Origin of the sequence: Emticicia sp. 21SJ11W-3, from assembly GCF_024138715.1 — a bacterium.
In the GTDB taxonomy this organism is placed as follows: Bacteria; Bacteroidota; Bacteroidia; order Cytophagales; family Spirosomataceae; genus Emticicia; species Emticicia fluvialis.
Map to the genome: position 1 here is coordinate 4,947,840 of NZ_CP092074.1, position 12,872 is coordinate 4,960,711.

Annotated in this window: 10 protein-coding genes; 1 reads left to right on the forward strand and 9 read right to left on the reverse strand. The window is 42.1% G+C overall.

Features of this window, described 5'->3' with window-relative positions; genetic code table 11:
• Positions 1-16 precede the first annotated feature (16 nt).
• The 7 genes from MB380_RS20965 to MB380_RS20995 form a co-directional block, all read right to left on the reverse strand.
• On the reverse strand, positions 17-1,366 hold the full coding sequence (locus MB380_RS20965; protein ID WP_253531367.1) for a DUF1080 domain-containing protein: 1,350 nt from the start codon (positions 1,364-1,366) through the stop codon (positions 17-19).
• A gap of 114 nt (positions 1,367-1,480) precedes the next feature.
• Positions 1,481-2,365, reverse strand: a complete 885-nt coding sequence (locus MB380_RS20970; protein WP_253531370.1) for a sugar phosphate isomerase/epimerase — start codon at positions 2,363-2,365, stop codon at positions 1,481-1,483.
• A gap of 320 nt (positions 2,366-2,685) precedes the next feature.
• Positions 2,686-2,967: a hypothetical protein gene (locus tag MB380_RS20975; RefSeq protein WP_143705993.1), complete on the reverse strand. Its 282-nt coding sequence runs from the start codon at positions 2,965-2,967 to the stop codon at positions 2,686-2,688.
• A gap of 100 nt (positions 2,968-3,067) precedes the next feature.
• Positions 3,068-4,360 (reverse strand): nucleotide disphospho-sugar-binding domain-containing protein, encoded by a 1,293-nt coding sequence (locus tag MB380_RS20980; RefSeq protein WP_253531390.1) that lies wholly within the window; start codon positions 4,358-4,360, stop codon positions 3,068-3,070.
• Positions 4,361-4,416: 56 nt separating this feature from the next.
• Positions 4,417-6,015 (reverse strand): cysteine peptidase family C39 domain-containing protein, encoded by a 1,599-nt coding sequence (locus MB380_RS20985; RefSeq protein ID WP_253531411.1) that lies wholly within the window; start codon positions 6,013-6,015, stop codon positions 4,417-4,419.
• A 214-nt stretch (positions 6,016-6,229) separates the two neighbouring features.
• Entirely contained in the window at positions 6,230-7,927 is a 1,698-nt protein-coding gene (locus MB380_RS20990) for a RagB/SusD family nutrient uptake outer membrane protein (RefSeq protein WP_253531413.1), read from the reverse strand.
• Positions 7,928-7,967: 40 nt separating this feature from the next.
• Positions 7,968-11,027 (reverse strand): SusC/RagA family TonB-linked outer membrane protein, encoded by a 3,060-nt coding sequence (locus MB380_RS20995; RefSeq protein ID WP_409014633.1) that lies wholly within the window; start codon positions 11,025-11,027, stop codon positions 7,968-7,970.
• A gap of 266 nt (positions 11,028-11,293) precedes the next feature.
• Here MB380_RS20995 and MB380_RS21000 point away from each other — a divergent pair, with 266 nt between their 5' ends.
• On the forward strand, positions 11,294-12,157 hold the full coding sequence (locus MB380_RS21000; protein WP_253531416.1) for an AraC family transcriptional regulator: 864 nt from the start codon (positions 11,294-11,296) through the stop codon (positions 12,155-12,157).
• A gap of 1 nt (position 12,158) precedes the next feature.
• On the opposite strand, the gene MB380_RS21005 is transcribed toward MB380_RS21000, so the two are convergent.
• Together MB380_RS21005 and MB380_RS21010 are read right to left on the reverse strand one after the other, a co-directional pair.
• Positions 12,159-12,371, reverse strand: coding sequence for a hypothetical protein (locus MB380_RS21005; protein WP_253531419.1), 213 nt, complete (start codon positions 12,369-12,371; stop codon positions 12,159-12,161).
• Positions 12,372-12,414: 43 nt separating this feature from the next.
• A complete protein-coding gene (locus MB380_RS21010; RefSeq protein WP_253535644.1) occupies positions 12,415-12,708 on the reverse strand; it encodes a putative quinol monooxygenase in 294 nt (97 codons plus the stop codon).
• Between the last annotated feature and the right edge of the window lie 164 nt (positions 12,709-12,872).

Consider the following 12,872-nt stretch of genomic DNA (forward strand, 5'->3'; position numbering starts at 1 on the left):
GTTTTTATTCAGGTTATTATTTTAATTCTCTAATCTTCAGATTCTTAAACGACACATTATTGCCGTGGTCCTGCAACAGAATGTTGCCTTTATCACCTGCTCCAAAGTTATTATACTTGGCATATTTACTTCGGGCTACTAAAGCATTGTAAATATTACTTTTTCTTTCGTACTCCAATACTTTGAAGCCATTCAGCCAGTGCTGAACAATGTTGTTAGGGTACACCACCAGGCGTGCCTGATTCCAGTCGCCGATTTTACGTTGGAAACGTCTGTCTAACTTATAAGATGGTATCAAATCATACAAACTTGCCAATGTGCGGTTGCCTACTACACCCATTTTGGCATCCGGGTGGCGCTCATCATCTAATACCTGATACTCAAGGCCAATGCCCGATTTACCGCCTGAATCAAAGGCTTCATTTACAAAGTATTTCAAGCCGGAGTTTGCCCCTTCTGTCAGTTTAAACTCAAAGGTCAGTTCAAAGGCGCCAAACTGTTCGTCTGTTACAATATCATTGCCGGTTTCTGAGCCGTCAGATGGGCTTACGTTAATGGTGCCATCTATTACGGCCCAATGCTTATCGGGCATTTTGGTTTGGTGTACCCCTCTCCAACCGGTAAAGTCTTTGCCGTTGAAAAGCAACTTGAAGCCCTGGGCTTTTTCTTGCGGCGACAGGTTATTCAACAACAGATTTACTACCGGTGTATTGTCTGTCGGGCTGGGTTTCAGGTTTTCAGTCTGGATTCTGATATTTCTCCAGCGAATCTGCTTGCCCGGTTTATCATCCTTGCCAATAGCATGTACTTGCAGCGCGATAAAGCCTTTAGGGGTTAGGTCGTCTACCAGATAAGCCACAGGCACACCATTTACCCAGGTACGAATAATGTTTCCGATAGCCTCTATGCGGTATTTGTTCCACTCGCCTTTTTTAAATGCTTTTTTGCTTTCAGGGTTTGCATTGGGGATGTAGAGCCAGTCGCGGCGGGCTTCGTCGTATATACCACCAGACCATGCACGGTCTGAAGGGTCAACTTCCATCTGATAGCCATGCACACGGCCATCTTTGTAGTCGGGTTTTGATAAACTACGGAACTGTATACCCGAGTTCATAGAGTTATCTACCTTCAATTCTAATTCCAGAATGAAATCGCCGTAGTCTTGCTCGGTTGCCAGAAAAGAATTGGGGGTGTCTGCCACCGTAGTACCAACAATTTCGCCGTTTTCTATGGTATATCTGGCCTTGCCATTGAGTTGTTTCCAGCCCTTCAGATCTTTGCCGTTAAACAGGCTTGTCCATTTCTGTGCAGTTGCTGAAAACAGAAACGAATGCACAAGTAAGAATCCAATAATTACTTTTTTCATTTAATAAAATAGAGTTGAATAATTTCTATCAAAATTAAGTGCTAAGTATCAATCTGTCTAATATCTATTTAGCGAAAAATTCATAAAATTTGACAAACATTCAACCTTTATAGGTCAAAATTTCACATTTATTGTCTCCAGATACTTTTTGCTGGTTTGCCCGCTTTCTAAAGCAGTGCGACCTTTCACAGGTACAGAGTCTAATTCAATTATATTCCAGCCTTTAAATTTAATCTTCTCTAAGGCTTTAAAGATAGCCGGAAAATCAACACGCCCCTGCCCTAATTCTACAAATTGGTAGCCCGATTTGCTCTCTACAGGTTTAGTGTCTTTTATGTGTGTGGCATGCAAAATGTGTTTATATTTAATTACAGCCTCGGCTGGGTTTCCGCCTCCTTGTGTATAATGAGCTACATCCAGTTCCAGCTTAATATATTTAGTGTCCATTTTTGTAGCTATAATTTCTACTTCTTCGGGTGTTTCGCCCAATTGGTTCATGTGGTTATGCCAGGCTGGCTGTACGCCTGTTTCCTGCAATACCACTTTGGCTACCTCCGACATATTTTTGGCATATTTATTCAATTCTTCAGTTGTGGGTACTCTGTCTTTCGGACGAGAATTGTTGGTTATCTGTAGCGATTTCCCGCCTAATGCCTTTACAAACCGGGCATGGTTAAGATGGGTCTCTATATCTTTCGAAATATCATCCTGTATTCCCACATTTCCGCTTGAGAACATGGCCAGTGTCAGGCCATTCTGGTCTAACAGGTCTTTAAGGTCTTGGGGTTTGTCTTTAAACGGGGCGTAGCTGTTGGCTCTCAGTTGTATACCCTTAAAACCTAAAGCGGCAATATCTTTGATAGCTACGAGGTCGTTGCCGTTCCAGGTAATAGCTGAATAGGCCATTTTATGTTTGCCTTTGGCTGCCAGGCTGTCAAATGAAATAAGTGAAGATGTTGTGAGTAATGATGCCTGAGTCAGGAAATCTCTACGGTTCATGGTTTATAGGGTTAAATATGTAAAACTTTAATTTATAAAAATAGCAATAAAAAGTCAATCAGGAACCTATCGGCCACCATAATTTTGCAACTGCTTTATAATGTATGGGATTCAGATACCACAAAATCACTTAAAAGAACAAAGTCGCCACATTTGTTTATGCGTGGTTATGCGCATAAAAATAAAAAAAGGCCCCCTATGCTTCGGCAAAAGCTCAGGGTGCCTTTAGATAAAACCGATTCTACTCATAGCTTACTTGTCTGAACCATGACAAGCCGGGTACCGCCAAGCAAAACAGGGTTTTAGATTTATGAGCATTATCAGTGATAGCCCGGTGTGCCACAAGGAGCCCAGTCGTAGTATTCGGTATAGTAGGTAGAGCCGGTAGCTGGGTCGGTATAGCTTTTAGTTGTTATTTTTGTGCAGCCACCGCCTGGGTGCCCGGGGTTAGCCGGTGTGGGAGGCGTTGACGACCCGCCAGAACAATCGTGGCAACCATAGGTAATGGCATTGTAATCTTCCCACCAGTCTCCACCAACTACACCTTTCATTTGCTCTTTTGAAAGCAAATTGTCTGCAAATTTTAACATCAATTTTTTCATTTTTGTACTGTTTAAACGGTTGAAAATTAATTTATGTGATCTGATCAAATCCTTTAAAAAAGAAACTTACTTAAACACAGCCGGGCCACTGCTCAGATGCTTAACTGAAAATATCAACCTCTACATCTGTAGAACTTATGATGGGTTTATACTTCATTTCAAATACTTTTTTGAGTTTCAGCTCAATTACCGGCATGGTATCTTTTGATATATTGCCTGCTAAGCCCAGGCCTTTAGCTTGCACACGGGCGCCATTGCCGGGCTGGTCCATTTTTTTGTCTAACGGATACACCAACATTGGCACACCCGACTGAACACACTCTTTAATGCTGCCCATTCCTCCATGGGTTATCATGGCATCGGCATATTTTAAAAAATCCAGCTGCGGCACAAAAGGCAATATTTTTACATTTTCAAGTGCTGGCGGACTAGTTCTGATACCTACCAGAGAAATCATGAAAAACCATTGCGGGTACTTTTGGGCTATCATGAATAAACTGTTTAAAAATGTTGCAATGCGTTTAATCTCACTTTGCCCGATGGTGCCGAATGAAACATAAATTACTCTGGTACTGCTCTGTTTTTTTAAATCAATAACCTGCTGGCGTAATGCCATATAGTGGTCTGAAATAGCCATTGATTCTTCTCTTTTAACCGGCAGATTTACGTAGTATTCATTACTGAAAGTGCGTTTGTGCGCAAATTCTAAATGCTGAAGACCCAGTATCACTCTTGGAATTTCGCTGACACTGTTAAACAGGCCGTTCTTTTTATCTATTAATTTCAGGGTGCCCGTTTCTCTGGCCCAGTTGTATAAAAACCTGTTCCGGTCTTTTCTCAGGTATGCTGCTGCTTTTATAAACGCCTGTGCTCTTCTTCTGAACAAGTGGCTGGCCCACAACAATTCACAATACCATCTTGAAAACACAGACCCGGATGGTATAAACGATGAGTTCAGCGGAGGAATACCGGCCGACTTCTGAGTAGATAGTTTTGTGTTGAGTATGGCAATATTTGGGGTAACCGGCGACAGGTAAAAATAAAGATACGTAAGATGGGCATCAATAAATGTAGCATAAGGCTGATACTTTTCTATAAAGCTTAATGCTGATTTTATACTTGATTGCCAGGCATTAAAGCGAATTTCTGCATTTTCTTTAGAGAAGATTGACGTCAGTAAAATTCCAGCAAAGCCTCTGACTGTTTTAACCGGATGTTCTACAGAATAGCTTATTTCCTGAAACTGAAAGCCCTGCTTTTGAACCAGGTCTTTCTGGGGCGCCAATCCGGCGTAAACCACATTATATCCCTTGTTTTGCCAGGCTTGCGCATAACTAAAGGTGTTGGTATAATGGCTGGGATACGGCAACATTATAAAAACTACGTTTCTCATTCAGTCACAACATTAAGTCTAAAAAATAAAGTATTGAAATCTACCGCTGTCGCGTGCTAGGCAGATTTATTTTGCATTTGTGCAGTCAAAAGTTTCAGATCTTTCAGGCTATACATTTCAGGCACCAGGTAGTTATCAAAAAAAAGCGTTGGTGTTGTTTTTATCCGGTTTATTTCGCACCAGACATTTTGTCTTTCCAGATACATACGTGCCTTTTCAGTTTTTGATGCTGATAGAGACCGTCCGAAGTCAACGGGGTCGGTATTATCTTTTTCATACCAACTTTTAATAGCTTCCATTTGCCCGTTAGGCGGTAAGTGCAAAACATAAAGCGCTAAATGCTGTTGTTCGGGGCTTTGAAAAGAGGTTAAAAATATAATCCTGAAATTAACGTCTGCTGAGCTGCGAGCTATTTTTTCTAACTCAAGAAACTTACTACTGCAGGCTTTGCAGAAAAGATTTGCTACAAGCGTAACCGTATGTCCGGCATCCGGATTGCCCAAATGAATGGCTCCGATATCTTCCGGCAATTCTGCTATTCTGGGTTGCTGGTAAAGTAAAACCCTGAAAACTTCAGAGTTTCTTTTAAAAATATTTAATTCAGCTGCCGATTTACCGCCGCGCGTAGCATTTACTAATATAGGCTTAACAACTAACCATACAAGCAAAACAGACCCAAAACCAGAAAAAATGGCCGACAACCCTTTTACACTTACATGAATTACTGCCTGGTGGTTCATTGATAAAACCAGCAGAAACTCTATGATAAGCAAAGCCTGGGTAATCAGGCAAAGAGTACACCACTGCCTGATGACCCGCCATTGGGTATAGATTGACCAGAAGGTAAAAGGTAAGGCTACTACGGTGAGCATCTGGAGATATGGTAAACTTTCTGCAATATGCTTTGCAATGGCTATTGTAAAAAGCCCCCCTGCAAAATATAGCAGGCCGACCTCAGACCAGGTGAAAACCCTGAGGATTCTGGCAGATGGAGAAAAAATAACCGAGGCGCAATCTGACTTTTGGCTAATATGGCAAATTTTATTCAGAAACGCACTTACCTTTCCATATTGATTAATGACTAGCAAAACACTTACGAATGTTCCTGCTGTTTTAGTAAAGGTGTATGCATAAAAAAGCCAGGGCAGACTACCTTCAAAGCTGGCAATGCCTGTTACCAGTACCAAAAGCGCAAGAATAACTATGGTAGGTATACGTAAGGTATTAAGTAAAGACACCCGGCGTTTTAATCTGTAATCTTTTTCGCCTGAATTCTCATCAGGCTCGGCAATCAGCACATAGCCAGACCAGACTTTGTAAAACTCTTCAGGTGTCTGGTTATAAAATCCCTTGGCCGGGTTGTAAAGAGATATAGTATTACTATTCTGCGAAATAACCAGAACAAAATACCCGTTATTGACGGTGGTGTGCGCAATAAACGGATTTTCTATTTCAGCCAATTGCTGCCTGCTTAGCCTGAAAACGCCATTTTCAACATTAAATTCGCTAAGGGCATCGCTTAAACTTCCGATTCCGGGATACCCCGGATGGCTCCTTAGTGTTTCGGTCAGGGTAGCATTTGTCACAGAAACATTTATCACTCTTAGCAATTCAGACAGTACTGCAATTGTATTGTCTTGGGAGGTACCAAACATTGGTCTCTTAATCACGGCAAAAATTTAGTGAATTATAAAAAAGTACAGTTTACAATTGGATATGTACAAATATAACAATTGTTGATGTATAATTTTAAGAAGTTACAGGTTTTATTTTGCAGGATAAAACCTGTAACACGTGTCTTAAAATTTAAATAAAAAGCTCTCCAACAGAAGAGCTTTTTGATATTCTACTATGATGAAACAAAACTAATTAATATCCAGGGTTTTGCGCAAAAGCCCCTTTGGTTGACCTGTCAATCTGGGTCTGAGGAATTGGGCGCAAATAATGTTTGTCTGCCACGTTTGGAGCAGCCTGAGGGTTATATTTTTTCACTCTGTCTACCAATAATCCCCAACGTTTCAGGTCTAGCCAGCGCATTTGCTCTCCGGCCAGTTCTCTTGCTCTTTCCTCTATAATCAATTCAAAGTTCATTTGGGCGTCGGTAATCAACATGGCGTCTTTTTTGCCCGGCCATCCGGCTCTGTAACGCACCGCATTCATTGCTTTGGTGGCTTCTGATATATTGCCAGACTGCAACTGAGCCTCGGCCAGCATCAGGTACACATCAGCCAGACGGAATACGAAGAAATCGCGGCTACCTGCTTCATAAGTCAAATCAGGGCGTTTGGTATCAAAGAATTTCATCAGAGTCGGAAACAAGGCTTCGTTATAAGCGCTCGGTACCAACACCTGGTATTTCTTCTTGGCGCGGTCTGCCTTACTCATTTCATAGCCCGGGATAAAGATGGCGGTGTCGCCGGCGGCAAATGTCAACTTTGTTTTTGAGTCGTCAAAAGAGGCATTCAGGTTAGTACCCGGGTTATTGCTCAACCAGGTATCTCTGAAAGTCTTCTTATAACGAGAATCATTGGTTCTGTCTGCAAAAACGGTATTTAAGAAATACGAAGTTGGACGGAGACGCTTGAACGGACGGCCGTAGAAAACGTCACGTTTCATACCCGGTTGTACGTCATACTGCATACCAAACAAAAGGTGCAGGTTATTACCGCCATTTACGGCACCGGTGTTGTTGGTAAGGTTTGTCAATGGGTCTGATGTGTACTGCACTGCAAATACAACTTCAGAGTTAACCTGGTTGTTTTCGTCATGTACCTGAGCAAAATCATCCAACAATTTAAAGGTGTAATTGTTAATAACACCGCTACACAACTGTGCTGCTTTGGTGAAATCATCGGCAGCCCTCTGGGCTGAGTAAGCCTTAACCAGATATACTTTAGCCAGAAGCGTTTCAGCGGCAGGCTTAGTGGCACGGCCGTAGTCGGTTGACTGCGACTTTGCTTCAAGATTAGGTATTGCCTCGGTTAGGTCTTTGATAATGGCATTAAACATTTCTGCATCCGTAGCTCTTTTGGTATCCTTAGTTGGCACAAGGGTTTCTGTGAGGCGTAAATCTACCCCACCAAATTGCTGATGCAACAAATAGTAGTAGTGGGCTCTCAGAAATTTTGCTTCTGCCACCCTTTGCTTAAGAACGGCCTCCGAAAGCGTAACTTTGGGTGCTCTTTCTATAATGGCATTACAAATGTTAACTCCTCTGTATAGCTCGTCCCAAAGTGCCGCAAGCAAGTCGCCGGATGCCGAGCCTACCCCACCCTGCAACTGGGTATCATAAAAATGGAAACCCTTAAAGCTACCATCAGCGCCGGTGGCATAGATATCAGTACCGTATTCGGTAATGGTAAGGCCGGGTTGTGTACCATAGTAGTTTCTCAATGAAGAATAAGCAGATTTAACAGCATCTTCAAAGCCTTTGGGGGTATTCATATAGTCGTTACCAATACCAGAAACTACCTTTTCAACCAGTAAATCTTCACAAGACTGAGAGGCAAGCATTACAGACATCATGCCTAATATCTTGATTGGTTTTAATATATTTCTTAATTTCATTTTATTTAAATTTTAAAATTCCTGAATAATTGTTTTCGACTTAGAATCTGACATTCAGACCAAAAGTTGTAACCATAGTGGCAGGTGTAACACCAGAGCCCACATTAGTAGTACCGTTACCAGATGATGTAATGGTGGCTTCAGGATCTATGCCATTATATTTGGTACGGTATTTTGACCAGATTTTAGGTTGCTGAATACTTGAGAATAATCTAAGTGACTCCATACCCAGTTTTTTGGCAATTTTAGGTGAAAAAGTATATCCGAAATTAATATTTCTTAGTTTCACGAAGGTGCCATCAAAGTAAATAAGGGTGGTGTTATTAACCGGGAACTCTTGTGTGCTCTTTGGTCTCGGAAATTCATTGGTAGGGTTGTTGGGTGTCCAATAATCTACTTTAATTTGCTGGTAGCGACCTGCCAATGCGTTGTTATTCTGATGGAAACCACTCACAATCATATTGCCAAAACGACCAAACAAGAAGGCCGACAAGTCAAAACCTTTAAATTCGAAACGAGTAGTGAACCCGGCACTGAAATCTGGAATATCAGAACCCAAAAGCACGCGGTCGTCAGCATTGATTTTACCATCATTATTGGTATCCTGTACTTTTATTTGGCCAACCTCGCTGCCATAAGATTTGGCAAGGCTTTCTTCACTGGTTTGCCAGATGCCTATTTTTTTCAGGTCAAAGTATGAATTCAGTGGCTGGCCAATAAACCAGCGGTTGCCGAGGTCATCTACTTTTCCGTTATAAAGAGATACGATTTCCTCCTTGTTTTTGGTAAACGTAAAGTCGGTAGACCACTTAAATCCGTTTGAAGAGTTGATGTTTATGGTAGTGAAACCCAGCTCAATACCTTTGTTACGTGTATGGCCTACGTTTCTTGTTACTGCACTAAAGGCTATTGAGCCTGGTAGCTGGTCAGACAATAACAAATCGGTAGTGTTGGTTTCATATAATTCTAATGACCCTTGTACTCTGCCACGAAGCAAGCTGAAATCCAAGCCGATATTGGCTGTAGATGATGACTCCCATTTCAAATCAGGGTTACCAATTGTGTTAGGTCTATACCCAAAGGCTGCCACAGTACCCCAGGCGTATGCCGTTCTTGACAACAAGCCCTGTGTCTGATATGGTGCTACCCCCTGGTTACCCACCACACCCCAACCTACTCTCAACTTCAGTAAGTCTAACCAGGTAATCTGTTTCATGAATGGCTCGTTGCTTATGTTCCAGCCAAGAGCAACTCCAGGGAAATTACCATATTTGGTATTGGCACCAAAACGGCTTGAACCGTCTCGGCGTAAAGTAGCTGTCAATAAATATTTATCATTGAAGTCATAATTTACACGAGCCATATATGAGTTAATAGTCCATTGTGTTAAATTACTACCTACCCCCAAAACAGAACTGGCATTACCTAAATTATAAAACTGTTGCGTTTCGGCCGGTACGCCTTGCACTTCTGTTCGGTACGTCTGAAAATCGTCTTTCTGAATTGAGTGAACCAATGTTATACCAACATTGTGCTTGGCTTTATAGGTTTTGTTGTAGCTCAGAATGTTCTCGAGTGTCCAGTTGAAACCAATGTTATTTTGCGTTGTTGCCTGAGGGTCTCCCATTTTACGGGCATTGGTGGCAGCGCCGATAAATCTACCCCATCTTGAGATTGTGAAGTCGGGGCCGAAGTTTACACGATACTTTAAGCCCTCAATAATTTTAACTTCTGCATAAAGGCTGTTGAACAGGCGGTATTTCCTGGTTTGATCTATTTGTGCGCCGGGTACAATTTCAGCCAGGGGGTTGGTTAACAAGGCATCGTTGGTTGGCGAGAAAATGATATTCCCTTTATCATCATAAGGTGAAGCCAAGGGGTTCTGCTGAATTGTGAACGAGTAAGGGTTCAAGTTTTCACCATTTCTGATGCTATACATGGTGTAAGATGAAATACCTACTTTCAGGCGGTCGTTAATGCTATGGTCAAGATTTACCCGCAGAGACATACGGGTGTAATCAAGCCCGTCTGAAATTCCTTTATCCTGAAAATAACCTCCTGAAATGAAAAACTGGGTTCTTTCACTTCCACCCTGTATACCTATCGAGTGATTTTGCATAACACCGTTGTGCAGAATCAAATCCTGCCAGTCTGTATTGGTTCCGTTAGCAATACCTTTGGCCACGGCCGGGTCACCCCCAAGAACTGCAACTTTGGCATCTGCGGCGGCGTCGCCCACACCGGTTGGTACAGGGTTGCCGTTAGCATCTTTATACAGGTTAGTGGCACGATACGCCTCACGGACATATTCAAGAAACTCAGGGCCACTAAACAGCTTAATCTTGTCTAAAGGGGTAGATACGCCGCCGTAAGTATCAAAACTTACAGTGGTTTTTCCTTTTACTGCGCCTCTTTTGGTAGTAACCAATACCACCCCGTTGGCGCCACGCGCCCCGTAAATGGCGGTAGCAGTAGCGTCTTTCAGTACTTCCATAGACTGAACATCGCTAGGGTTCAGGTCTTCATAGCCGGCAGAAAGCGGAATACCATCTACTACATAAAGAGGGTCGTTACCGGCATTGAACGAACGACGGCCACGGATAAGGATTTTTGGCACTGAGCCTGGTTTAGAGCCAGACTGCGAAACATCAACCCCTGCCACACGGCCCTGCATGGCCTGGCCTAAGCTGGTGATGGGCATTTCCTGAATCTGCTTGGCACTTACCTGCGAGATAGCGCCCGTGGTCTGGCTTTTTTTCTGAGAACCATAACCAACCACAATTACTTCGCTCAAGGCCGCGGCATCTTCTTCTAAAGTAACATTTAATGTGGTTTTGCCACTTACATTGATTTCTAATGCTTTGTAACCAATGTAGCTAAATACCAGAACGGCATTGTTAGCAGCCTGCACCGTAAACTTACCATCAGAATCAGTAATTGAACCTTGCGTAGTACCTTTTACTGTAACACTAACACCCGGGAGGGCCATACCGCCTGCATCAGATACTTTTCCTGACACACTCCGGCCTTGGGCATGTACATACTGTATGCTAAGGCATATAGTAAATACCAGCAACATTTTTTGTAGTAATTGTTTCATACAAAATTTATAAGGTTAATATAAAATTAGGCTTCCGCTAAAAATATGAAAATTTATTATTGGAATAGTTACAAAACTACAAATCAGTATAGGCTTTTACCACTAAAATTTAGTCATTTTCTAATATTTTTTTGACCTTTAATGCAAACATTTAAGCCATGGAACATCAGGTTAACAGATTTTGATACTATATTTACATGTTTTTTAAAAATTGCTATAAAAAGACTTAGAGCGTAGACTGAACCGGCATTAATAGCGACCAAATAATGAAGCCCCAATTACTGAAAATATCTAATCCTGCTGACTATTCTTTTAACCTGTATGTGCAGGAGTGTCCGTTCTTTCCAACCCCCTGGCACTATCATCCCGAATACGAAATCGTATTGATTCTTGAAAGCACCGGCAAGAAATTTATAGGCAGCAGTATCACTGACTACGGCCCCGGAGACCTGTGCATGATTGGCTCGTACCTGCCGCACTATTACAGAAATGATGATGAGTTTTATGCCAAAAACTCCGGCCTGAAGGCGAGGTCACTGGTGATTCATTTTCTGGAAGATTTTCTTGGCGAAAAGTTTCTGGAGATACCTGAAAGCCAGGCCATAAAGGCATTGCTTGAGCGCTCTAAAAGAGGGCTAACATTTGGGGCTAAAACTGTTCAGAAGGTAGAACCCAGGTTCAAGAATCTGCCGAATCTGAGTGGTATGAGCCGACTGCTGGAAATGATTGCCATACTGATTATTCTGAGCGAGAGTGAAGACAAACAGGATTTAACAACAAACCCGATATCGCTTAGAAATGAAGTAGATTCGGCCAGAATGAACAAGGTATTTGAATATGTAATGCTGAAATACCAGGAAGAGATTCAATTGAGTGACGTAGCTGAACTGGCCAACATGAGCGAGTCTGCCTTCAGCAGATATTTTAAGAAAAGAACCAGACGTACGTTCTCTCAGTTTCTTGCCGAAATACGCATTGAACATGCCTGCAAATTATTGATGGCCGACAAAATGAGTGTGGCCGAAATATCTTTTGAAAGCGGGTTTAACAACTTGTCTAACTTTAACAGGCAGTTTAAAGCTATAAAGAAGATAACACCGCTCAACTACCGCACCAAGTTTCTGGAGTAGCCTAGTGCCTGGGGCAGTCGCATTGGTTTTTGCTTTTAAACAAGCCCCACATAAAACCCTTTTTCTTTTTGTAGCGTCCACTTTTTTTTCTGCGGCCTTTGCCGAGTTCTTCTTTTACGTTCGCTGTGCTTGGGGTGGCTGCACTAGCGGCTTGCGAAAACTCAGGAGTTACGGTTAAAACCCCGGCAATAAATAGTATTATCAGTTTTTTCATTGATTGAGTCTGTTTCAATTGGAACGAACCGATTCCGGCAAAATTACACTACCATTACACTTTCAACAGAAAAAGCCAGCGGGCTATCGGCAAAAAGTGCTTTTGTATGGGCCCATACGGTTTTAAAGAGCGCCGTCTGCCTGTAATTATTCAGGGCTTCTTCACACTCCCAATGGCTGTGGGTCATAAAAATGTTAGGCTGGTTCAGGTCTTGCATCAGTTCAAGATAACTACACCCGGGCATTGCTCTAATCTGCTCTTTTGAGCCATTGAAAATATGCAGGAACTCCGGCACTTTTTCTTCCTGGAAAGTCATTCTTACGTATCTTACAAGCATTGGGTAGTTTTTCACAAAAATATAAAAATTAAACATTCCTGCTTGTTAATCAGCCTATATTCTGTAATAATAAACGCCAGTGATAGTACTTTTTTACTAAGCAGAGTAATGTTTATACCAGGTAAGTGCAGCAGGTCATTAATTTTTAAAATGTTTTGCGATTT

Coding starts and splice junctions, on each gene's coding strand:
- MB380_RS20975 (WP_143705993.1), bottom strand. CDS start 2,967: ATGAAAAAATTGATGTTAAAATTTGCAGACAATTTGCTTTCAAAAGAG.
- MB380_RS21000 (WP_253531416.1), top strand. CDS start 11,294: ATGAAGCCCCAATTACTGAAAATATCTAATCCTGCTGACTATTCTTTT.
- MB380_RS21010 (WP_253535644.1), bottom strand. CDS start 12,708: ATGCTTGTAAGATACGTAAGAATGACTTTCCAGGAAGAAAAAGTGCCG.
- MB380_RS20970 (WP_253531370.1), bottom strand. CDS start 2,365: ATGAACCGTAGAGATTTCCTGACTCAGGCATCATTACTCACAACATCT.
- MB380_RS20995 (WP_409014633.1), bottom strand. CDS start 11,027: ATGAAACAATTACTACAAAAAATGTTGCTGGTATTTACTATATGCCTT.
- MB380_RS20980 (WP_253531390.1), bottom strand. CDS start 4,360: ATGAGAAACGTAGTTTTTATAATGTTGCCGTATCCCAGCCATTATACC.
- MB380_RS20990 (WP_253531413.1), bottom strand. CDS start 7,927: ATGAAATTAAGAAATATATTAAAACCAATCAAGATATTAGGCATGATG.
- MB380_RS20985 (WP_253531411.1), bottom strand. CDS start 6,015: ATGTTTGGTACCTCCCAAGACAATACAATTGCAGTACTGTCTGAATTG.
- MB380_RS20965 (WP_253531367.1), bottom strand. CDS start 1,366: ATGAAAAAAGTAATTATTGGATTCTTACTTGTGCATTCGTTTCTGTTT.
- MB380_RS21005 (WP_253531419.1), bottom strand. CDS start 12,371: ATGAAAAAACTGATAATACTATTTATTGCCGGGGTTTTAACCGTAACT.